Origin of the sequence: Pseudoalteromonas sp. CST2 (assembly GCF_028599385.1) — a bacterium.
Taxonomy (GTDB): Bacteria; Pseudomonadota; Gammaproteobacteria; order Enterobacterales; family Alteromonadaceae; genus Pseudoalteromonas; species Pseudoalteromonas atlantica.
This window is the reverse complement of sequence record NZ_JAQREO010000002.1, coordinates 290,262-311,580: the sequence shown is the minus strand read 5'-3', so window position 1 is coordinate 311,580 and position 21,319 is coordinate 290,262. Positions and strand designations below refer to the sequence as shown.

Annotated in this window: 18 protein-coding genes; 2 read left to right on the top strand and 16 right to left on the bottom strand. The window is 39.2% G+C overall.

All coding sequences use genetic code 11. The annotated features are described in order from the left end of the window. Positions 1-467: 467 nt before the first annotated feature. The 13 genes from PSH41_RS04085 to PSH41_RS04025 all read right to left on the bottom strand — a co-directional run bounded on the left by PSH41_RS04085 (position 468) and on the right by PSH41_RS04025 (position 14,674). The gene (locus PSH41_RS04085) at positions 468-1,292 is read right to left on the bottom strand and encodes an alpha/beta fold hydrolase (protein WP_064385368.1); all 825 of its coding nucleotides are present in this window, start codon (positions 1,290-1,292) and stop codon (positions 468-470) included. Positions 1,293-1,630: 338 nt separating this feature from the next. Continuing rightward, positions 1,631-4,462 (bottom strand): response regulator, encoded by a 2,832-nt coding sequence (locus PSH41_RS04080; protein WP_273588244.1) that lies wholly within the window; start codon positions 4,460-4,462, stop codon positions 1,631-1,633. Next, entirely contained in the window at positions 4,459-5,622 is a 1,164-nt protein-coding gene (locus PSH41_RS04075) for a hypothetical protein (protein WP_064385364.1), read from the bottom strand. The genes PSH41_RS04080 and PSH41_RS04075 overlap by 4 nt, the downstream gene beginning before the upstream one ends. A 9-nt stretch (positions 5,623-5,631) precedes the next feature. Then, positions 5,632-6,447 (bottom strand): type II secretion system F family protein, encoded by an 816-nt coding sequence (locus PSH41_RS04070; RefSeq protein WP_064385362.1) that lies wholly within the window; start codon positions 6,445-6,447, stop codon positions 5,632-5,634. Further along, positions 6,444-7,319: a type II secretion system F family protein gene (locus PSH41_RS04065; RefSeq protein ID WP_064385359.1), complete on the bottom strand. Its 876-nt coding sequence runs from the start codon at positions 7,317-7,319 to the stop codon at positions 6,444-6,446. The genes PSH41_RS04070 and PSH41_RS04065 overlap by 4 nt, the downstream gene beginning before the upstream one ends. Further along, on the bottom strand, positions 7,312-8,610 hold the full coding sequence (locus PSH41_RS04060; protein ID WP_064385357.1) for a CpaF family protein: 1,299 nt from the start codon (positions 8,608-8,610) through the stop codon (positions 7,312-7,314). The genes PSH41_RS04065 and PSH41_RS04060 overlap by 8 nt, the downstream gene beginning before the upstream one ends. Positions 8,611-8,616: 6 nt before the next feature. Then, positions 8,617-9,384 carry a hypothetical protein gene (locus tag PSH41_RS04055; RefSeq protein WP_273588246.1) on the bottom strand — a complete coding sequence of 256 codons (768 nt, stop codon included), beginning with the start codon at positions 9,382-9,384 and terminating at the stop codon, positions 8,617-8,619. A gap of 64 nt (positions 9,385-9,448) precedes the next feature. After that, positions 9,449-9,838: a hypothetical protein gene (locus PSH41_RS04050; protein ID WP_024033620.1), complete on the bottom strand. Its 390-nt coding sequence runs from the start codon at positions 9,836-9,838 to the stop codon at positions 9,449-9,451. A gap of 395 nt (positions 9,839-10,233) precedes the next feature. After that, entirely contained in the window at positions 10,234-10,911 is a 678-nt protein-coding gene (locus PSH41_RS04045) for a tetratricopeptide repeat protein (protein ID WP_064385355.1), read from the bottom strand. After that, a complete protein-coding gene (locus PSH41_RS04040; RefSeq protein ID WP_273588247.1) occupies positions 10,908-12,827 on the bottom strand; it encodes a pilus assembly protein N-terminal domain-containing protein in 1,920 nt (639 codons plus the stop codon). The genes PSH41_RS04045 and PSH41_RS04040 overlap by 4 nt, the downstream gene beginning before the upstream one ends. Before the next feature lie 183 nt (positions 12,828-13,010). Further along, the gene (locus tag PSH41_RS04035; RefSeq protein ID WP_024033616.1) at positions 13,011-13,583 is read right to left on the bottom strand and encodes a tRNA-(ms[2]io[6]A)-hydroxylase; all 573 of its coding nucleotides are present in this window, start codon (positions 13,581-13,583) and stop codon (positions 13,011-13,013) included. Between the two features lie 75 nt (positions 13,584-13,658). Then, entirely contained in the window at positions 13,659-14,288 is a 630-nt protein-coding gene (locus tag PSH41_RS04030; protein ID WP_064385351.1) for a sulfotransferase, read from the bottom strand. Positions 14,289-14,299: 11 nt separating this feature from the next. Further along, positions 14,300-14,674 carry an MAPEG family protein gene (locus PSH41_RS04025; protein ID WP_054982679.1) on the bottom strand — a complete coding sequence of 125 codons (375 nt, stop codon included), beginning with the start codon at positions 14,672-14,674 and terminating at the stop codon, positions 14,300-14,302. Between the two features lie 118 nt (positions 14,675-14,792). Here PSH41_RS04025 and PSH41_RS04020 point away from each other — a divergent pair, with 118 nt between their 5' ends. Continuing rightward, positions 14,793-16,151 carry a DUF2254 domain-containing protein gene (locus PSH41_RS04020; RefSeq protein ID WP_064385350.1) on the top strand — a complete coding sequence of 453 codons (1,359 nt, stop codon included), beginning with the start codon at positions 14,793-14,795 and terminating at the stop codon, positions 16,149-16,151. On the opposite strand, the gene PSH41_RS04015 is transcribed toward PSH41_RS04020, so the two are convergent. The 3 genes from PSH41_RS04015 to ggt all read right to left on the bottom strand — a co-directional run bounded on the left by PSH41_RS04015 (position 16,141) and on the right by ggt (position 20,638). Continuing rightward, complete coding sequence (locus tag PSH41_RS04015; RefSeq protein WP_004586601.1) at positions 16,141-16,869, bottom strand: SIMPL domain-containing protein; 729 nt, start codon at positions 16,867-16,869, stop codon at positions 16,141-16,143. The genes PSH41_RS04020 and PSH41_RS04015 overlap by 11 nt on opposite strands. Before the next feature lie 153 nt (positions 16,870-17,022). Continuing rightward, positions 17,023-18,717 carry an NAD-dependent malic enzyme gene (locus PSH41_RS04010; protein ID WP_029773682.1) on the bottom strand — a complete coding sequence of 565 codons (1,695 nt, stop codon included), beginning with the start codon at positions 18,715-18,717 and terminating at the stop codon, positions 17,023-17,025. A gap of 142 nt (positions 18,718-18,859) precedes the next feature. Further along, the gene (gene ggt, locus PSH41_RS04005) at positions 18,860-20,638 is read right to left on the bottom strand and encodes a gamma-glutamyltransferase (protein WP_273588248.1); all 1,779 of its coding nucleotides are present in this window, start codon (positions 20,636-20,638) and stop codon (positions 18,860-18,862) included. Positions 20,639-20,735: 97 nt separating this feature from the next. On the opposite strand from ggt, the gene rrtA reads away from it, so the two are divergent. After that, the gene (gene rrtA / locus PSH41_RS04000; RefSeq protein WP_273588249.1) at positions 20,736-21,314 is read left to right on the top strand and encodes a rhombosortase; all 579 of its coding nucleotides are present in this window, start codon (positions 20,736-20,738) and stop codon (positions 21,312-21,314) included. The last annotated feature ends 5 nt before the right edge of the window (positions 21,315-21,319 follow it).

Here is a 21,319-nt window from a genome sequence, read left to right as displayed (position 1 = left end):
GTTTTATCCTCAATTAAATGAGGGTAAAAATTAGCAGTACATTATTACAGCAATATGTATCTAACTAATTGTTTATAAATACAATAATATCTTCTTAGGATTTTGGTATTACTAATAAAAGTCGCGAGTATACAGTTACCCTCGCCTTATATTCAACGTAGTAACATCACTTGTAGACCTAGCGAATAAAGGGGTTTTTATATACCTACATGCATTATGTTAAATTGAGTTCTTTGTGGTTTTCTATGCGTAATCACCCTGATATAAAGCGTTTACGCATACTTTTAATGTATGAATATTGAGCTATTAATAGCGGTTTATACTTAAATGGTTTAATACTAAAAAATAGATGAAAACAAAAAGCCGTTTGAGTAACTAATTATATAAAAATTAATAAAGCTCAAACGGCATGGTTTTATATACATGTTAGCCAAAGTGGCTAACTAGTCCTTTAAAACTAAGGTGTTTTAAAACTTTTTATCAGCCAAAAATTCACCCATTAACGAAGTTACTCGTTCTGGTTTTTCATCTATAACCCAGTGCCCTGCTTTTTCTATCCAAGTTAGTGTTGCATTTGGTAAGGTTTGAGCTAACTGAGGTGCATATTTAGGTTTTTGAAAGTTATCTTCATCACCCCATAAAATGAGGGTTTCATGCTTTAAGCTTTTAAGCTCACCGGCAATTGCTTGTGTATACTCTTTATTAAGTCGGCGCATATTATTAAATAACGATGCTTTACCTTGCTCATTACTCCATTGCTTTAAATACTGTTTTTTCAGCTCATCGGTCATTATGCTTTTATCGTATACACCTTTTGGCATAAAATCATTTAGCGTATCAACAAACTCATCAACTGATGTTTCTTGCTCTACACCAGGCTCAAGCAAAGGTTCAAACTCGGGTATTGGCCAAGAATCAAAGCAAACACTATCAATTAATATTAAGCTGTTTACTTTTTCTGGGTAATTTACCGCCATGAGTTGTGCAATTCCGCCACCTATATCATGAGAAGCAATGTTTGCTTTAGCAATACCTAGCTCATCCATAAATTGACTGATTATTTTGCACTGAGCATTAATTGATACATCGGTATTTTCTGGCATATCAGATTCGCCGTAATTGAGTAAATCAGGTGCAATAACACGATGTTGCTCACTCAGTGTTGGCATAACATTTCGCCATAACGATTTATTAGTCGGAATACCATGTAATAATAGTAGAGGTGTGCCCTCGCCCATTTCTTGATACGCTATTTTGTGGCCTTCAACGGTAATGGTTTGTGTTTTACTCATACTTAATATCCTCATCAATATTTAAAATTTAGCCTAAACCTGTGTATGTATAGTGATGAGCAATTATCATCCCAGCTTGTTTTTAAAATATTTTTTTTGATGTTTTAATAATTACAAAAACCTGAGAGCGTTTTAAAATGCGGTCTGCGGCTATTAATAGTAAGTAGGATTTATTTTGAGTTAAGCGAAAACAGTAAAAAATAAAGAGTTATAAAATAACCTTCATTTTTAAAATTATGAAATAAAGTAGTAGCTACATGAAATAATTACTGCCAGTTCGGGCCTATTAAAAATAATAGGCCCTGTGTATTTTACAATTTTATATTGTTTAATTTGGCCTAGCTTAGCAAATGCTTAATTTTATTAATTAATACTTGCTGCTTTACTGGTTTTTCAAGCATGTCGTCAAACCCAAGCTCAACATACTTAGCATTACTATTTGTGTCAGAATCTGAAGTGTGGGCAATAATTTTGGTTTGCTTGTCTGCGTTATGTTTTTTTATTTTAAGCATCGCGTCAGTGCCCGAGAGTTCTGGCATAACAATATCCATTAAAATAATATCGTAATTATTTTGCGACACCATCAACATAGCTTCTATTGCATTGCTTGCATAATCTATTGTTACGTTTTCATCTTTCAGCATGGCTTTAATAACCATTTCTACGAGCGGTTCATCATCAACTAATAACAACGATTTGGTGTTGTTAAATTCTGTATGCGTTGTAGTTACAGTAATGGGTTCTTGCTTGTTTGCACTTACGGGTAACAATTCTACCGTGTTAACTAATAACGATAAATTAATAGATGTTGTTTTACCGCGCTCGTGCACAGTAATATTTTTACCGCCGAGCATTTTAAAAATTGAGATAAAAAACCGCAGCTCTAAAGTAGCATCAAAATTAATATCGCTTTCAAAAGACCGTTGTTTGCTTACCATTTGTAACTGACTATAAAAATTCCCCTGATTTGCTAAGTTATTTATAGAAAAATCCAGCGACAAATAATGTTTACCTTGCTCGTTAATCAGCTCAGAATTTAACGACAATTTGCCTTGATGTGTGCTTTCTATAAGCTCACTAGCCAGCTGAATAATTAATTGCATAATCAGCTTTTCATCACTGCTTATGCCTTTATCTATGGGCACATTGTTATTAATAATTATATTTTTATCATCAGAGTCTTTATTAAGAATATCGGCCGTATTTTTAAGTAAGTCAGCTAAATTAATAGCGCTCATTTTAAGCTTTAATTTACCGGTATCGGTTTTATTTATATTAACCAACTGCTGCACAACACAACTTAACTGTGTGCATGCATTTTCTAACTCATTGCTAAAATTGGCTTTACTGTTTTTATAATTAAGCTCTACTATAGATTGCAGTGAACTAAGTGGCGCTTTTAATTGCATTGCTAAGCGTGCTACAAATTTATCTTTTAGCTGGTTAGCTTGCTTAGACTTTTCTACTACTTGGGCAAGTAATAACTCTTTTTGATGCGCTTGTGTTTCATCTCTAAAGTAACAAACAAAGCCACCAAAGTCGGTATGCCTTTGCACAACGGTGATCCAGCGGCCATCGCTAAATCCTATATCTATTAATTGGCTATGTTCATTAGCTAATTTATTATGTTCTTGATAATGGGTAATAATATTATTTTGTTGAGAAATACTCATTATTTGGCTGTAACTTAATTGCTTATTGTTTTGAATAACATGAGAAAACAATTCGTTAAATGCCTGATTAGTTATTACCGGAAATTCGTTACTATTAAAAATGGCAAAGCCATGCGGAAGTGCATCAAGCGAGCTTGAAAACAACGATTCTCTATTAAGTATAAGGGTATTTTTTTGTTTAATTTCGTCATGTAAGCGCCTTGGTAAACGTAAAAAATAATAAACAAATGCAAATATAGCTAAGCTAATTAATGCCAGTTTAAATAAGTCGAACCTAGATACATTTGCAGGCGTTATGGGTTTAATGGGTTGCACATGCAAGCGCCACGTAGCAGGAAAACGGCTACTTGCTGCGCTTATGCTGTTAGGGATAGTTTTAACATTTAGCTCCCCCCTACTTCCTAATATAAACTGAGGGGTTGATATAAATAAATTATAATTTTGCGTATTTAGCTTACCTATTATGGCATTTAAAAACTTACTTAAATCAAAGGCTGTGAGTGTATAAATAGCGCTATTACCCAAGTTTATTTCTGAAATTAAAAACGCTGTATCGGCTACAGTAAATACCTCTACTGATTGTTTATTTGCTCGCATTGAAAATGCGTTTAGCCACTTAGTAAAGCCGTAAGCTGCTAAATCAAAGTTGTTTTTAGACCATATGGCAAGTTGTTTATAGTCATTATCAAATACAACAAAACCTTTATACGTTAAACTGCTTGATACCTGCGTTTTTACTAAATCACTTAATTGTTGCTGAGTATAACTTTGTTGGCTTTTTAAAAAGCCTGCGACAATTTTATCTTTTTGAGTAATATAAAGTGCTTGGTTGTCAAAGCGCTCTAATGCATCAAACAGCGTTTGCCTTAACTGCTGAGTTTGTATGGCATAGGCACTTTTTTTATCTTTTTTATCTAACGTATATAAAAGCAAAGCCGAGAACGAGCAAATAACCAGCGCAATTAAAAAGGCCACCGGCGCTAAGCTAAATAAGTGAACAAAACGATTTAGTGATTTTGTCTCACTCGGTTTAATTGTCTTAGTTGGGGTAAAATGCTTATTAAGCTGGGTTTGCAGTAATTGCGCAAAAGATACAAATTGCTCTTTTTGAGAGCCTATAAGTGTTTTAGGTGAAATATCGGCAATGATCAGTACGCCAATTAAGCTGTTATCTAAATTATAAATGGGATATTGAGAGTAAAAGCGTACCTGTTGGCAGCGCCCTTTTGTTAGTGGGTCAAATAAGGTGTCTTCAATTATGTAGAGTTTTTCTTGTGTGCACGTTTGTGCCAAGCTATTTAATTCACTGTCGGCTTTGTATGGGTCATCGCAGCTAATAATTTGTTGCGTATACAAGGCATTATAATCAACGAACTTAACAATAGAAACATCATAAAACTGCTTCATTAGGGTCAGCGTTTCGGTTATTTCTTGTTTTATTTCATCTATTTGTGTGTTGTTAAATTCATTTATATTATTTGCATATGAACTGTTCATGGGCGCACTCCTTCACCTTTCGGCGGTGTAGAAATCCAACGCGTGCTGCTAGCACTTGTATGTGATGGAAGTTTTACTCTAAATGGCGGAAGTAAGTTATTTAAAGCAGGTTCGCCTTGTGTATTTAACACCGGCTCTGCCGAAGTTAAATTTAGCGAAGCCTCGCAGTAAGTTACGCCAGGCTCTATGCCAATAAGGGCCAGCGTTTGAATAATTATGTCGTTATTTATTAAATCGATACCTAGCAGCTCAAAGGTTGTTTCTAAAATTGTAAATACCAGTGTTTCTACTATATTTTCATCTTCTTCTAGTTGCGTACCTTGTGGGCAGCAAATACTGCCTAGCTCTACATCTACACTGCTTGCTACACCTATGAGCGACAGTGCATCAAGCGCGGTTCCTAATAACACTTCAACTTGTGGCAAATATAAATCAAGAATATCGCCTTGTGGCTCATACCCTGTTTGGCAACTATTGCACGACTGCGATAATTGCTGACTGTCTATTCCTAATAACGGATTACCAAGCGCAGTTACACCAACCAAGCAACTACTATCGGCTTGCTGTTTAGCAATTGAAAAGCTTTCGCACGGGTTACCAGTAACTACCTTTTGAGACATATAGCGCGATACAATTTCGTCACCTGTTGCCGGGCACGCTAATGCTGTACTTTTTAGTAATTGCCCCATTACGGAGTTACTTAATTGGCCAATGGCATAATTAGGCCCTTGCTGTAGCGCATTGATATAACTTACATTGCCACTATTAGCGGTGTTACTAACTCCTAGACTATCTGAAAACTCATCACTTAAACTTTTTATACACGGGTTGCCTTGGCAATTAGGCGCATCGTAATAAATGGCTTCTCGTGAGGTGAACCTGTCATCGCGTATCCCAATTAAAGCGCGATATGTTGCATTTGCTTGGCGGTCTGTGTAAAAAATTAAAGGGGCCTGGTGCTCATCAAACCCAATGGCGATTCCCAAAGGGGTGTTATTAGCATCAACCACTGTTATTTGGTTATCTACTTTTGTGTGATAGCGCTTAATAAGTGCATCGCGCACTAAAATAACACCACCAATAGAGCCAATAATTAAAATGGTAATAATTAAAATCAGCTCAATAGTGAGTATGTAGCCCTGTTGGTATTGTTTATTCATAGAGCGCTCCTATAGCACTTCAACCAGCATTTTTAGTACATTCATTACCTGCAGCGCCGCAGGAAAAAACACCAGTACTAAAAACATAGGAAAACAAATTAAGATAATGGGAAAGGTGGTATGCAATGCTTTTTTATTTACTTTTTTAGCTAATAAAATATTTTTTTTAAGCGCAAAGCTTTCTAATTGTGACTCAACCGCCTGTATTAACGGGGTGCCAAGCTTAGAGCCAATAAGCATTAAATTAGCTAATTTTTTTAAACCCGAGACCCCTGTTCTGTCATATAACGAATTAAAGGCTGTTTCGCGGTCTTTACCGGCACTGAGCTCAAACAAAAATAGTTTAAGCTCTTTATATAAAGGGTGTTTTTTACTTAACCCGTGATCAACCGCTAAAGCAAATGCGCGCTCTAGCGAAAAGCCAGCGCGCATATACACTAACAGCACACTTAAAAAAAACTCTAAGCTATTGTTAATTTGTACTTTACGCTGGCCTTTTTTAAATAAAAACCACATATCAGGCGCAAAAAAGCTAATAAAACAGATAATGGCTACAAGCGGTGTACTTAATACATAACCAGTGATCTCTATGGCAGTATAAGCACAAAATGTGGCGGCCATTTTAAAGCAGTACATGCTCAACAAAATTTTATTTAACTGATACCCTGCTTGTCTAAATTGGTTTTTTGAAATAACAATTAATGGATACCAATTTATATTTGTTTTGATAGGTTGCTGAACCTCAGCCTTTAATGACTGCTTTTGAATATGGATAAATGCACCCATACTTACCAATAAGCCAACAAATAAAAATATGTCTATCATAGCGTTACCCTCAAGCTTAGGCGAAGCCATAAAAAGCCAAATAACTGGCAAAGCACAGCAACGGTAATAAAGGCCATGCCATTGGGGTTATTTAACAGCGGATCGAACCAGGTTGGATCGGTGTAATTAAATAAAGGCACTAAAGCGTAGGGTAAAACGCCACTAAACAGCGCAGCGTATTTAGTACCAGAAAGCTTAGCTTTGAGCTGCTGGCGATCTAGCGTTCTTAACGACATCATTTTGCATACACTTTTAAGCATGTCAGTTAAATCGCACTGGCTTTGTGTATGAGTAATTATGCTATGTGCAAATAACCGCACGGTTTCGCAGTTGTAGCGTTTAATTAAAGGGGCAAACGAGTTTTGTATATCACTGCCCATATTTAAGCGCTGCAGTAATAAATGACTTTGCGGTTTAATGTATTTATCGGCGTGTTCGTCGGCAAATTGCATAGCCTGAACAAGTGAAAGCCCAGTACTTAAACACGATTGTACGGTTTCTATGTACTCTAAAAATAAGTGCTCAAACTTGGCTAATTTATAGTGTGCTAAATCAATAATCACTATAAAGCAGGTTATAAATACAACCAAAGAAACAATTAATGCACTTGTAGTTGCTTGAGGATAAAAGTACTGTGCAACATACCAAGTACTGGTGGCAAGCGAGCAAGCAACGCTTATAAATAAAGCATTACTGATGTTAATCCCAAGTACCCGCAGTGACACTGTGATAATGTCTTTATCTTCAAGTACATCAACCTCGTGCTTAGTATTTGCAGCGTGTGTTTTTACTTTAAGTGTTATAAAAACACTCAGTGCTAAGGTAAATGACATAACACTTGCTATGGCCAGTAAGTAATCAAGCTTATTCATAATTACGCTCCCTGTCCGGTTGCAGTAATGCACTTATTTCGTTTGCGTTGGCACCTTGGCTTTGCATAAAGCTCACCACGCTTGAGGTACTAATTGCCTTATCATTTACTTGCTCGGTATCACTTACGCTATACAGCGCAGAGTATTGCGCACGTGCGTCTACTCGCTTTATTTCGCCAATACTTTTTAGGGTTCTTACACCGTTTGTATTTCGAGAAACATGCACAATTAACTGAATGCTTGATGCGATTAATGCGCTGGTGTGGGTATCGCTTAGCTGCGCGTTATGTAATTGCACTAGCGTTGATAATCGGGTTACCGCATCGCTTGCACTATTAGCATGTACGGTGGTCATTGAGCCTTGGTGGCCGCAGTTCATGGCTTGCAGCATGTCTATTACTTCACCTGCGCGTACTTCACCTACGAGTATTCTATCGGCGCGCATTCTTAGTGCCGCTTTTACTAAATCACGCAGGGTAACGGCGCCTTTTCCATCGCTGTTGGTGTCGTGCGCCTCTAACTGCACCACATGATTATGATGCAAATTTAGCTCTGCACTTTCTTCTATAGTTACTACCCGCTCGTTGGTATTTATTGAATTAGCCAGTACATTTAACAAAGTAGTTTTGCCTGCGCCGGCATTTCCACATACTAAAATATTAACCCCTAAGGCCACCGCGGTTTTTAAAAAAGTGAGGCAGTTTTTGCTTAAAAACTTATTTTCGATTAAAAAATCATCGTTAATTTTTTTGTGGTTAAATTTTCTAATCGAAACAATAGCAGCACTGGTGCATGCCGGTGGCACTACAATATGTACCCTGCTGCCATCTTTTAGTTTGCCATCTACAATGGGAGTCAGTGCGTTAACTTGTCGAGCGCAACTATCAAGTAATCTATCAACAAAACGACGTAAGTGACGTTCATCGTCAAACTTACTGGCTGTACATAGCAATTTACCTTGCTTATCTATCCAAATATTTTGCGTATCGTTAATTAAAATATCGCTTACTTGGTCATCCAGCATAAATTGCGCTATTGGTCCTAAACCTTGTATTTCGTCGTAAACGGCTTGTACTACTTGAGCTTGTTGATGGCTATTAAATGATGATTGTGCAAATTCGTCAATATCACTGCAAAGGGCAGATATTTTTTCAAGCAGCGCATCATTCAGTAAAGCACTTGGGTCTTGCTCGTATTCTTCAATTACTGCATCGTGGAGAATTTTTTTAAGTGATTCAAAGGTATTTAAATTGGTTTCTACAGACTCTGGTTTACTTGATAAATTAAACATAGCGCCTCACTTAGCTACATAAACAGCTTGGTTTTTAACGCCTTTAACCACTTGAATTGTTCGGCTAGTTTGTAATTGGGAGAAATTTTGTAAGCGCCCTTGTTCAATGTCATAAGCGCTGTGCACAATTATTGATACCTTATCTTGGGTATCAATTGCGGCTAACGAATACACATCTTTAGGAAGTACAGCCAACACTAATGACACACCCGCGCTGGTTGCCGGCTCTTTTTTTGCTAGGCTGTCCATCACGCCATTTTTTTGCGCTTTACTGCTAGGACCCTTTGAAATGCCAATAAGCTGCACATCGCGCGCAACGGTTCTTACAAGCCGGTTTGTTTTAGCAACAATATCTAAGCGGTCGCCTTTGTGCACCCGCGATAATGGAATATCTAAAGTGGTTAATTTTAATGTATACAGCACTCTGCCTGCGGGGATCGCCTCTGATAAATTTTGGCTTTTAACCTGCATAAAATCTGTTTCAAATAGTGGTTGTTCACCCATTTTATTAGTGGCTAATTGCTTACCAATAAAGGCGCGGGGATTTTGTATACTTAGCGCCATATTTGCATAGTTACTGGGGTTTACATCTTTTTGGCTAATGTCGTGCACACTCACTACTTGCCCCGCCGACATATTTTTATTTACCACCCAGGCAGTAACTAAGTCTTGTTCGTTTACTTGTCTGATGCCAAGCGCTGAGGCCAACATGCCAGAGGTGATAAGTAAGGTGAGTGCAGCGGTAGTCGCCCCTTTATTATTTTTACTTTTCATAATTTCCTCCTGACAAATTTCACTGCCACACGGTTGTGGCAGTGTGATTTAGGTAGTTATAATTTTAATTACCTTGTGAACCACCTGCTGCTGTACGTGTTGCAGCATCGCCACTTGGCGTTGCATTAATAAGTGCAGCACTTTCACTAAAGTCAGAGGCAACAAAAGTAAACGAGCTACCATCACCTGCGTAAACATCTACTGCATCAACATAGCCAGAGCCTGAAATTTCTGCAGTGCCTTCGGCGTTGATCATGCCATCAAATACATAGCTTTGATCTAACGAGCCAATTGCTTCTGCAACATCTTCAAGCTCGCTGGTTACAGAGTCTCGTAAGGTTGATAAACCAATTACCAGCGCTGCCACCATAGAAGTTGAAAGAATAATTAGCTCAGAAGTAAGTACAAAGCCTTGTTGTTTTTTACCGTTTAAGTTGCTTTTCATAGTTTTCATAATGATCACCTTAAATGTGTTAGAGCTTATGCCCACTTTATATATAGCGAGGACCGTGCCATTAATTAAATCATTAAAAATCAACAGTTTAATTTTATTATTTAAAATATGCTTTGCTTATCCTTGTTATGATTCGCATTTTGCAAATCATTATTAAAGTGCGTTACAAGGCAAGCAGAGATTAATTAAAAGGCAAGGTGTTAACTCATTTATGGCAAGCTTTTAAAAGTAAGAGAGACGAGCAATTAGATGTGGGGTATTTGCAAAGTGAGCTAGGTTTAAACAACGACAGTAAGTCTATTTTAATTGTTTAGGTCGGTACGTTGTTTTTACTTTTTATGAGCGGGTTTAACTAAGGAGTGCGTAGTTTAATAAAATAAAAAGGCCTTGCGGCCTTAACTTTTACAATTACCAAGTACCGAAAGTTTCGCGTAGCGCGCTGTGGCTTGGCTGTGCTGCGCATCAAAACCTATTGCCTCATTATAATAATGACACGCCAATGCGTTATCAGGTGTCGCCTCAGCTATTAGCCCTTTGTGATAGTAATAATGGCTTTTACGCGTGCCAAATTTATAGGCAAGCTCTAAATAATTAGCTGCGATAACATAATGCCCTTGCGCATAATAAATAGACGCCATTTGTAAATACGGTGAAGCCTCAGTACCAAATTCATCAATAGCGTATTGGGCAATTTGTTTAGCTTTGGCTAAATTGCCTTGCTCAATAGCCAAGTTAATACCTAAAGATAGCGCGTTTAAAGGCGGATTAGGTAAATTAAGAAGCTTGTTTATTACCGATTGCGCCTGATTAGCTCGTCCGCTTTTATACAGCGCATAAGCTGATACAGATAAAATAACCTTATTGTTTGGGTGCTCAAGCATTAACTGATTAAGCTCATGCACTAAGGCTAAACAATTAACCGCGCTTACCCCTTCACAAGTTAAATCACTGCTGTTTAGTGCATACTTAGTAACAATATCACTTAGTGCAGTATGTGGGTTTACACTGGGCGCATAATCTATATGTGCGCAGCCCGATATACTCAGTAAAATAACGATATATATTATTTTCATAACCCTTGCTCCTGTATAAAACTGGCCATTTGGCTATCTAAATCAACTGTTTGCCACACACGTAAATTATTAACCGGCTCGCGGACTAAATTAGGGGTAACCACAATAATCAACTCGCGGTTGTTTTCGCTTTTACTGGTTGTTTCGCTTAATTTACCTAACAGGCTCTCGCCGTTTGCATCAGGTACAAAGTCGTGACTGGCGTTGTTATCTGTACTAATTAAGCCACCAATAATTAAAGGTTGTCCGTCTTGTAAACGGGTAGATGTTTGCATGCTGCGCGTATTAAATGCACTGCTGTTTAAACTGCTGCCGGTGCTTTGTGCTATTTCTGCTGTGAGTGTGGTGTCTGGCAATGAAATAACAGGATTTAAATCAAGGGTTATGCGGTCTTTGTCATCCACTAAAGCACGAACATTGAGCTCAACGCCGAAGGATTTAAACTCAGTACCACTAAACACTGAACCGCTGTTACCTTGTTGCCCGCTGGTAACGCCAGATGGGCTGTAGCTTGTAGGTACTGGCACTTCGCCGCCTACTTTAAATACCGCGCTTTCGCCTGCAAGTACGGTAAGTGTAGGTCGCGAAAGCGTTCTTGAAATTCCCTCTTGCTCTAGCAAAGAAAACAACATATCAATGGCAAATTGCGAGGTTGATAACTGCAAGTTATTTGTTAATTGTCCGCCAATTAATTGCAGTGCGTTTTCTATTGATGCTGAGCCAGACTCACGGGCATTCATGCCTTCTAGGCCAAATAAACCTTGCTCGTTGTTATACCCATTCGAAAGCACACTAATATCTGGACGCCATTGCTTTAAGCGGCGCTGATTAACTTCATAAAGCTGCACCGACACCCTCACTTGAGGTAAGTCTTCTACTTCAATGCTTGAGAGCACTTTACCTTTAGCCACCGAAAGCAAAGTAGCCCGCGCTACGTTTGAATTAACATTGCTTAAAGTCAGGCCAGAATCGTCATTTAATAACCCGCCAGACTCATTTGCGAGTACTTCAATAGCGCTTGTTTCGTTTTGCGTTGCACTACTGATAAGCCCGTTTGGATCTAGTGCCGAAGTGGGTGCTTGGCTTGCTTGCTCTGGTTCAAATAATTTATTGATGGTATTTAACAAACGCACCAGTTCAATTTGATTTTTAACAGTGCCGCTGAGCATAAACACATCGTTATCATCGTTTGATAATTCATCAACCGAAATACGTTTTACAGTTACTTTGTCAGCCCCCATCGATTTTAACACCTGCGCTATGCGCGCTTCCTTAGGCTTTGGCGCTTGCGTAACTTTAATAAGATTAATAATCGCTACTTTACTTGAGCTTTGTGCTAAGCCATTGTTTAAATTACCCATGCCCTGTAAACGCTGCGCTAAAGAATTAAACATTCCTTGGTTAGGCGCAGAGGTAATAACAGGTTGCGCCGATTGCGAGCTACTAGCGTATAAATAGTTTTTTGCCGCTTCGTGGGCTGCATGGCGATAATTAAGCGTAGGTACTTCGCCGCGTAGAACTACTGCGTGTCTATCAGGTGCGATGGTGAGCGCTAAGTTAGGGTGAATATCGTTAAGGGCATTTTCAAGTACGCTGTAGTCTTCGGTCACACCCAGTAAAAATGTTTCTGATGTGTTGTCGTCATACCACACCATCATAGAGGTGCGGCCCAACTTTTTAGCTAAAATTAATAGCTCGCGTCCGTTTACTACGTTTACATCGAGTGTGGTTTCGTGGCCTAGCGCAACACGTGCTATATCGCGGTTAAATACAAAGCGAGTATGGGTCCACTTAACTAAGTGGGATACTTTTTTTACTCTATCGCCATTGGCGTTTTCTATGTAATTTAAATTGCTTTGCTTGGCGTATACACAGCACGGTAAAAAAAGTATTACAAAAATAATGGCTTTAAACATATGCGCGTCCTCAAGTATGCGTTGAATTAACAGAGCAAGTTTAAGACCAGCTAATATTTAGCTTTAAATTCAATAAATTAAAATGATCGGAGATGTAAGCACAGGCGGCTTTAGTATTTTGATTTGCAAAATGCAAATGAAGTTAGGAGAGAAGGCACAAAGCAGTGCTTTGTGCCAAAAGTATTAATGCAGTGCGGCAGTAAAAGGAATATTTTTACAAATTTCAGCTTCAGCGACTAGTAGTTCTTCTAAACGAACATCAACTTCTTCTTTATCAAAGTATTCGTACGCTAACTCTACAAATAAGTTTTTATGTTTTTCTTCTGATTTAGCAATCGCCACATAAAAGTCTTTTTCTTTACCCTCTGGTAATGCTTGAGCAACCAATGAAAAGCGCTCGTGGCCGCGGGCTTCAATAACGCCGCCAACCAGTAATCTATCCATTAAAAATCCATCACGGCCATGTCTAAATAAAGCGCGTATTTGTTTTATGTATGGATCTTTTTTGTCATCACCTAAATTAGTATCGCGTTCAATAAGCAGTTTAAGCACTTGTTTAAAGTGTATTAACTCTTCAAGCGCTAAATCGGTCATAGCTTTTACCAGTTTACGTTTGTCTGGGTAATGAGACAGCATAGAAATAGCCATGCCCGATGCCTTTTTTTCAGCGGCAGCGTGGTCTTGTAAAAACGTATTAAAGTCGGCTAAAACCGCTTCGGTCCATTCAAAGGGGGTGTTGTATTTTAATTCAAACATTTTTTGTACTACTTAAAAAATAATGCGGGGATTTTAGCGTATTTAATAGTAAAAATCTTGCAGCGCAGGGCAAAATTAACGCATATAAGGTAAATGCTTATCTATGCGCCCTTTTGCTGTTGAGTCAATTTTTAACGGGTGTTTAATATCGTTCCATGCGGTCACTTTGCCGCCTATGTTCATTTTTTCAAAGTCGGTGCGCTCGCTTTTAATGCCCAAAAACGCAGTAAGCTCGGCAAAACTTTGTGGCTTTGCTATATCAATTTCTAAGTAGTCGTTACTGCGGTGCTTAAAATACTCACGCGCGTTGGCTAAATGTGTGTTGTAGCACTTTGCTAAATAATCATCTTGGTTAATATTATCAATCGATAAGTCAGTAAAGGTCGTTAAGTAACACCGTTTTATATGAATATTAAAACCGCCGTCTGGGCGCGTTAAATTAGTATGCATTCGCAGCAGCAATTGCCTAATTGAGGCAACCCAGGGTGTTTTTTCGCGCGCTAAATATATAAATTTAGCGCCGGGGTAATGGCTATCTAACGCTGGGTAGTCATTAAACACAGGGGTATCGGCTATGGCTGTAGCGTTTTCAAAACAATACGAGGTGTACGCAGTGTGCGCCGTGGCAATGCCAAACTCTAAAAAAGCATGGCATACACTAGTGGTGCCTGTACGCGGAAGCCCTATTATAAATATTTTACTCATAACAGCTATTACTAACTATTGCGTGTTACAAGCAATAAAAAGGCACTAATAACCATCACTAAAAAGGTGGCAATGGTACCAATTTGGCGATATTTAAGATTGTTTTCAACAATGCCTAAATTGTGAAAAACGCGCCCTATTAATAATGCGCCCCCTAAAATATTACAATAATGGCTGGCAAGGCCTTGGTATTCGGCTAAAAAAAGCAAAATAATCGCAAAGGGTACGTATTCCATAAAATTAGCATGGGCACGCACAGCACGTTGTAATTTAGGGTTGCCGTTATCGCCAAGCGACACTTGCTCACTGCGGCGCACTTTGATCACATTAAAACTTAAGTAAATATAATAAAACGCTAAAAGCGCAGCATACGTAGAAACTATCACGGTGTTGTCCTGTTTTATTTTTGGCAATAATAACATAGTTTTGCACAATCATAAGTTTACTTAGTAACTATGCTACAGTGTGTATTAGTTGAATTTTATAACGTAATGAAAGGAATTTATGTTTGTCCCTCGCAAAGTAGCCGACCGCTATCGTGAAATGATCAACAGCATTGGCTTTTACCCTTCTGTACTTTCGGTTGGTTTTTTACTTTTTGCTGTAATTACCATGTCGCTTGAATACATAGCGCCTGTAGAGCAACTCAAGGCGTTTATATCTGTTGTGCTGGTAGATAGCGCCGAAAATGCCCGCACCATTTTAAGCACGCTAGCAGGCAGTATTATATCGCTTACGGTGTTTAGTTTTTCTATGGTGATGGTGGTTTTAAATTCGGCCAGTGCCAGTTTATCTCCGCGGGTTGTACCTGGGCTTATTACCCGTAAGTCGCATCAAATGGTATTGGGCTTTTATTTAGGCAGCATAATTTACTCAATTATTATGCTCATTAATATTAATAAGCTTGAAGGTGGCGATACCGCTATTCCATCGCTTGGGGTGCTGCTGTCATTGGTGTTTGGCTTAGTATCGCTTGGCTTGTTTGTATTTTTTATTCATTCAATATCTAAAGCCATTCAAGTAGATAATGTACTTAACGGTTTATTTAGCCAAACTAAACGCGAAATTAAAGCCATTGTCGATAGGCAATCAGAAAAACCGTTCACTGACTTTCCTGATTTTACACAGTGGCACTCAGTTAATAGCACCACCGAGGGTTATTACAAAGGGGTGCATACAGATAAGTTATGCGCCATATTAGCCGAGGAAAATATTCGGGTGTATATCTCGGTAAACCAAGGTTACTTTACTGTTAAAGGCTATCCGTTTTTAAAATGTGATAAAGACATTTCTAACAACGAAGAACTTATTGCCAAAATTTTAGACTGCTTTATTTTTTATATAGAAGAGTACATTAGCGATCATTACCGTTATGGATTAACGCAAATTTCAGAAATTGCCGTTAAAGCAATGAGCCCAGGTATTAACGACCCCGGTACAGCGGTTAAATCGATAGATATGCTGAGTATTATATTAATTGAGCGCCTGTCGCTTAACGATACAAACTATTCGTTTAAACACAGCGACAACGCCCCGCTACTCTTTATACACGAAACCAGTTTTGATGAGTTACTGCACGATAACTTTACGCCACTGCGTAATTACGCAAAAGGCGATGCGTATGTAATGACGAACGTTTTAGAGGCATTTAAAAATATATTGTTTGTAGCGCATGGCAATGATGCAGCCCGAAACAGCCTATTTAATTACTTAAATGCCATTGTAGATGACATAAACGAGCATGTAAGTAACGAATACGACAGACAAGAAATTACCAACATGCTTAACGCTATTGCCCGTATTAGCAAGCCACAAGGGGATAAACTAGTGGCTCGTTTTACCTGCCAACATATTAGTCAATAAAGTAAACCGCATAGCTAGACGCTGTTACTTTAATTTCTCCAGCATGATACGCATCAGGAACAAAATTACCGGGTGCGCTATCTGCCACCATCATGGTTTTTTCTGAGCGTGCATAAGGCTGCGCAGGTACGTTCATCGGGCTTAGCGATGCCGTATATAACCCTTTAAGCTCAACGCCGTAATCGGCACTTAGTTCTTTAGCGGCTTTACGGGCATCTTGAATGGCCAATTTTTGCGCCTGTTTGTGCAGCTCTTCATAGTTACTCGCTAAAAATTGCGTTTGGTTTATTTGGTTAATGCCGTTATTTACTAGGTTTTGTAACAGCTGAGGATATTTTTCGATTTGCGAGAGTTTAACGCTTAACGTGCGCGACACTCTAAAGCCTTTAAACTCTTGCTCGCCAGAGCTTCTGTTGTATTGGCTTTCGCGATTTATAGAAATATGCCCTGCATTAATATTACCGTCTTTAATGCCAAGCTCTTTTACTAATTTGATCGCTTTAGCCATGGTTTTATCGGCCTTGTTTTTAGCATCAATTAGGTCTTTATCTATTTCTACAATGCCTACGCTTAATTGTACGTAGTCAGGCATAGTGGTTACGGTTGCTTCACCTTTAACATAAATATGAGGAGCGTTAGGTGTTGAGTTTGCATGCGCATCAACACTTAAGGTACTTAAGGCAATTGCGCTACTTAATAAAAGAATGTGTGTTTTCATTGCATTATCCATTGTATTTTTGTTGTCACCATTAAAGAGCCTACGTGGTTAACAATAAATGAACAAGCACAAAAAAACAGGCAATTGCCTGTTTTTTTGTAACTGGCTGTAACGCAACGTACAGCCTTATTTACTTTACGTTACTTAGCGTAATTAAATGCTACAACGTTTGTAGTTACGGTATTTAGGTAACCAGTAATTTTTATCAATAGCAGCCCACAGTGCATCGTCGCTAATCTCAAGAGCTACGCCCTCTTCAATTGCTTTTTTAGCCACTGCAAATGCAATACGCTTACTTAACGTTTCAATTTCAGTCAGTGCAGGTAATAAGCTGCCTTTACCGGTGTTTGCACGGGGTGATGACTCAGCAAGCATTTCGCTCGACATACTCAGCATTGCATCGGTAATGCGTGTTGCTTTTGCTGCAATTACACCTAGGCCAATACCTGGGAAAATATAACTGTTGTTACATTGTGGAATTGGGAACACTTCACCATTAAATTCTACTGGCTCAAACGGGCTTCCCGTTGCTACAAGTGCTTTACCTTCAGTCCATTTAATAACATCTGCTGGGTGTGCTTCAACCTGCTTAGATGGATTACTTAATGGGAAAATAATCGGCTGCTCACAGCCTGAGTGCATAGCGCGGATAACTTGCTCGGTAAATAAGCCCGGTTGACCCGATACACCAATTAAAATATCAGGTGCTGCACAGTGCATTACATCTAATAATGAAGCGTATTCGCCGCTGTAAGTCCACTCGCTTAATGCAGCTTGTGGTTGCGCTAGTGCTTGTTGGAAATCGCGTAAGCCTTCCATGCCTTCAGTGAGTAGGCCAAAACGGTCAACCATAAATACTTGGCTGCGCGCTTGTGCTTCGCTAATGCCTTCAAACACCATTTGGCTAATAATTTGCTCTGCAATACCACAACCGGCTGAGCCTGCGCCAACAAATACCACTTTTTGCTCGCTAAGGGTTGAGCCTTTAACACGACACGCAGCTAATAAAGAGCCTACAGTTACCGCTGCAGTACCTTGAATGTCATCATTAAAGCTACAGATTTCGTTACGGTAGCGTTTAAGTAAAGGCATAGCGTTTGGCTGTGCAAAATCTTCAAACTGCAGTAATACATTTGGCCAGCGACGTTTAACTGCTTTAATGAACAAGTCTAAAAACTCATCGTATTCATCTTGCGCAATACGCTTATGACGCGCGCCCATGTACATAGGGTCATTTAGCAGTTTTTCGTTGTTAGTACCTACATCAAGCATTACAGGTAATGTGTACGCTGGGCTAATACCACCACACGCTGTGTAAAGTGATAATTTACCAATAGGAATACCCATGCCACCAATACCCTGATCGCCTAGGCCTAAAATACGTTCGCCATCGGTAACCACAATTACTTTTACTTTGCCTTTGGTGGCGTTACGTAGAATGTCGTCAATTTGATAGCGATCTTCGTACGAAATAAATAAGCCACGTGCACTGCGGTAAATATCTGAGAATTTTTCACAGGCATCACCAACCGTTGGCGTGTAAATAATTGGCATCATTTCTTCAAGATGATCACGCACTAAACGGTAGTAAAGTGTTTCGTTGTTATCTTGAATGGCACGCAAGTAAATATGCTTGTTTAAGTTATCGTTAAAGCTTGAATACTGCTGATAACAACGCTCAACCTGCTCTTCAATTGTTTCAAAACGTGGAGGAAGCAAACCCGCAAGGTTAAAGTTTTCGCGTTCTTTTTTACTAAACGCGCTGCCTTTGTTTAAAAGCGGAGTTTCAATTAGGCCAGGGCCAGAGTAAGGAATATAAAGGTAGTTAGGATCAGTATTAGTTGTCATATTTCCAGGCTTTAACGGAGTCTTAAGTTATGATCTGCCATTATCATTGTAAAAGGTTAAATTGCAATGACAATTAAGCTTGTCAGACCATTGAGAGAAAACACATGCAGGCTTCACTGCCTGCATGGCTATTATACATAAATTAAAATTTGATAGTGGCGTTTTTGTCAGTTAAATCCGACAAAGCAACCCCTTCACGGCGCGGATCGGCACCGCCATACAATTTATTGTTTTTAACCTCTACGGCATGTAAGCCAGAGTTTAAATCAAGTACGCGTACCGCATGGCCGCGTTTAGTTAATTGTGGGGCTATGGCTTCAAGCGCAGTGCCTTTTTCAAGGCTCGTGTAATCGTTACGATTGGTGGTTCTTGGCAGGTTAATCGCCTCTTGCGCCGATAAATTCCAATCCAGCACACCAATAACCACTTGCGCTACGTAATCAATGATACGGCTGCCACCTGGCGAGCCAACCACTAAGCGTAAGCTGCCGTCGTTGTTAAACACCATTACCGGCGACATAGAGCTACGTGGGCGTTTGCCCGCCTCAACGCGGTTAGCTACTAATTTGCCGTCAATGCGTGGCGAAAGCGCAAAATCGGTTAATTGGTTATTTAAAATAAAGCCATTAACCATCACAGTTGAGCCAAACGCCATTTCAATTGAACTGGTCATTGATACGGCATTACCAAAGCTATCTACAATGGATACATGCGATGTTGATGGCAACTCAAAAGAATCATCTTTTGCGTAGCTTAAGTAGCCTACCGGATTACCTGCTTCTGCTTTTGTGTCTTGCTCAGTAATAAGCTTGGCGCGCGATGCAATGTACTTTTTATTTAACAGCTCTTTGGTAGGCACTTGTGTAAAATCAGGGTCGCCCATGTACATATTACGATCGGCAAATGCTATGCGTGAGGCTTGGCTAAAGTAATGAATTGCCTCTTCGCTATTAGGTTTAAGCGCGCTCATGTCTTTGTGTTCAAGCAAGCCTAAAATTTGTAATACCGCTACACCACCACTGCTCGGTGGTGCCATAGAGCACACATTATAAGCACGGTATTTAATACATACCGCGTCGCGTTGCTTGCTTTTGTAATTAGCCAGGTCTGATTCGCTTAATGTACCCGGTGCAATTTTTGAATTTTGCACTGCGTTTACCATTTGCTTAGCGTTATCGCCTTTATAAAATGCATCAATGCCTTGTTTAGCAATGTCTTTGTATAAATTAGCTAAGGGCTGATTTTTTTTAATCGTACCGGCTTTAATTAATTCGCCATTAGGGTAAAAGTACTCGTTAATCACCGGCATACTCATTACACCTGGGTTTAATTGGCGTGCCAATAAACCGTGTAAACGTGGCGACACCTCAAAACCCTGCTCGGCAAGTTTAATAGCGGGCTTAAATAACTCGCTCCACGCAAGTTTACCGTATTGTTGATGCGCAGTTGCAAAGGCATGCAAAATACCTGGCACACCCACAGAGCGACCGCCAACAACTGCTTCAATCCACTTAACGGCTTTACCGTGTTTATCTAAAAACAGGTTTTCGTCTGCATTTTGCGGCGCGGTTTCACGGCCATCAAAGCTTGTAAGTAGGTTATCGGCTTTGTTGTAGTACATCATAAATGTACCACCACCAATGCCCGATGATTGTGGCTCAACTAAGGTAAGCACTAATTGCGTTGCAATTGCCGCATCTACCGCGCTTCCGCCTTTAGCTAAAATCTGTTGTCCAGCTTGTGAGGCATACGGGTTGGCCGCGGCCACCATGTATTGATCACCAGTTACTAATTGTTTTTGTACAATTGAGGTGGTGGCTTCTGGCTCACGAATTTCTAATTTTGCAGGTTCTTTTGCTATTGTTGGCAGCGTTACTGCAAACAAACCAATAGTAAATAATGACTTAAGTTTAAAATGCATAAAAATACTAAAAACACTTAATTACGTAGTTGTATTTGGCATCTTAAAGTTAAACGGGCACAATATGCAAAAATTTTGACTAAAAAAACATAATAAAATGCTTAATTTACCGCTACAACCTCGTTATTTACTTCCGCCATTATTTTTGATGCTTTTTAGTATTGTTTTTGCTGCATTTGATTTAAATAATTTACTTGAATTTAACCGAGCGCTCATTGAAAACGGCGAAGTTTGGCGAGTGTTTACCAGTCAATTCGTACATGCTAACTGGGCGCATTTAGGATTAAACGCATTAGGCATATTTTTAATTTGGTTGCTGCATGGCGAATACGCATCACCTGCACGTTATGCCTTTAATGTGTGTTTTTTAGCACTGTGGTGTGGGCTCGGCGTATTATGGTTTTGCCCTGCTATATCTATATACACGGGGTTAAGCGCCCTATTGCATGGTGTCATTATTTGGGGAGCGGTAAAAGACATTACCCTGTCGCTTAAATCGGGTTATTTATTATTTATAGGCGTGTGGATAAAAATAATAATGGAACAAGTAAACGGCCCCGATGCCAGTATTGGCCAATTAATTGATTCAACCGTTGCCATTGATGCGCACTTAATTGGCGCTATTGGCGGCACATTACTAGGCATACCTTTAGCAATTAAATACTTAAAAAAATAGCGATT

What these genes read in the sequence shown, in the direction of transcription:
- PSH41_RS04085 (WP_064385368.1), bottom strand. Translation starts at nt 1,292, where the DNA reads ATGAGTAAAACACAAACCATTACCGTTGAAGGCCACAAAATAGCGTAT.
- PSH41_RS04080 (WP_273588244.1), bottom strand. Translation starts at nt 4,462, where the DNA reads ATGAACAGTTCATATGCAAATAATATAAATGAATTTAACAACACACAA.
- PSH41_RS04075 (WP_064385364.1), bottom strand. Translation starts at nt 5,622, where the DNA reads ATGAATAAACAATACCAACAGGGCTACATACTCACTATTGAGCTGATT.
- PSH41_RS04070 (WP_064385362.1), bottom strand. Translation starts at nt 6,447, where the DNA reads ATGATAGACATATTTTTATTTGTTGGCTTATTGGTAAGTATGGGTGCA.
- PSH41_RS04065 (WP_064385359.1), bottom strand. Translation starts at nt 7,319, where the DNA reads ATGAATAAGCTTGATTACTTACTGGCCATAGCAAGTGTTATGTCATTT.
- PSH41_RS04060 (WP_064385357.1), bottom strand. Translation starts at nt 8,610, where the DNA reads ATGTTTAATTTATCAAGTAAACCAGAGTCTGTAGAAACCAATTTAAAT.
- PSH41_RS04055 (WP_273588246.1), bottom strand. Translation starts at nt 9,384, where the DNA reads ATGAAAAGTAAAAATAATAAAGGGGCGACTACCGCTGCACTCACCTTA.
- PSH41_RS04050 (WP_024033620.1), bottom strand. Translation starts at nt 9,838, where the DNA reads ATGAAAACTATGAAAAGCAACTTAAACGGTAAAAAACAACAAGGCTTT.
- PSH41_RS04045 (WP_064385355.1), bottom strand. Translation starts at nt 10,911, where the DNA reads ATGAAAATAATATATATCGTTATTTTACTGAGTATATCGGGCTGCGCA.
- PSH41_RS04040 (WP_273588247.1), bottom strand. Translation starts at nt 12,827, where the DNA reads ATGTTTAAAGCCATTATTTTTGTAATACTTTTTTTACCGTGCTGTGTA.
- PSH41_RS04035 (WP_024033616.1), bottom strand. Translation starts at nt 13,583, where the DNA reads ATGTTTGAATTAAAATACAACACCCCCTTTGAATGGACCGAAGCGGTT.
- PSH41_RS04030 (WP_064385351.1), bottom strand. Translation starts at nt 14,288, where the DNA reads ATGAGTAAAATATTTATAATAGGGCTTCCGCGTACAGGCACCACTAGT.
- PSH41_RS04020 (WP_064385350.1), top strand. Translation starts at nt 14,793, where the DNA reads ATGTTTGTCCCTCGCAAAGTAGCCGACCGCTATCGTGAAATGATCAAC.
- PSH41_RS04015 (WP_004586601.1), bottom strand. Translation starts at nt 16,869, where the DNA reads ATGAAAACACACATTCTTTTATTAAGTAGCGCAATTGCCTTAAGTACC.
- PSH41_RS04010 (WP_029773682.1), bottom strand. Translation starts at nt 18,717, where the DNA reads ATGACAACTAATACTGATCCTAACTACCTTTATATTCCTTACTCTGGC.
- ggt (WP_273588248.1), bottom strand. Translation starts at nt 20,638, where the DNA reads ATGCATTTTAAACTTAAGTCATTATTTACTATTGGTTTGTTTGCAGTA.
- rrtA (WP_273588249.1), top strand. Translation starts at nt 20,736, where the DNA reads ATGCTTAATTTACCGCTACAACCTCGTTATTTACTTCCGCCATTATTT.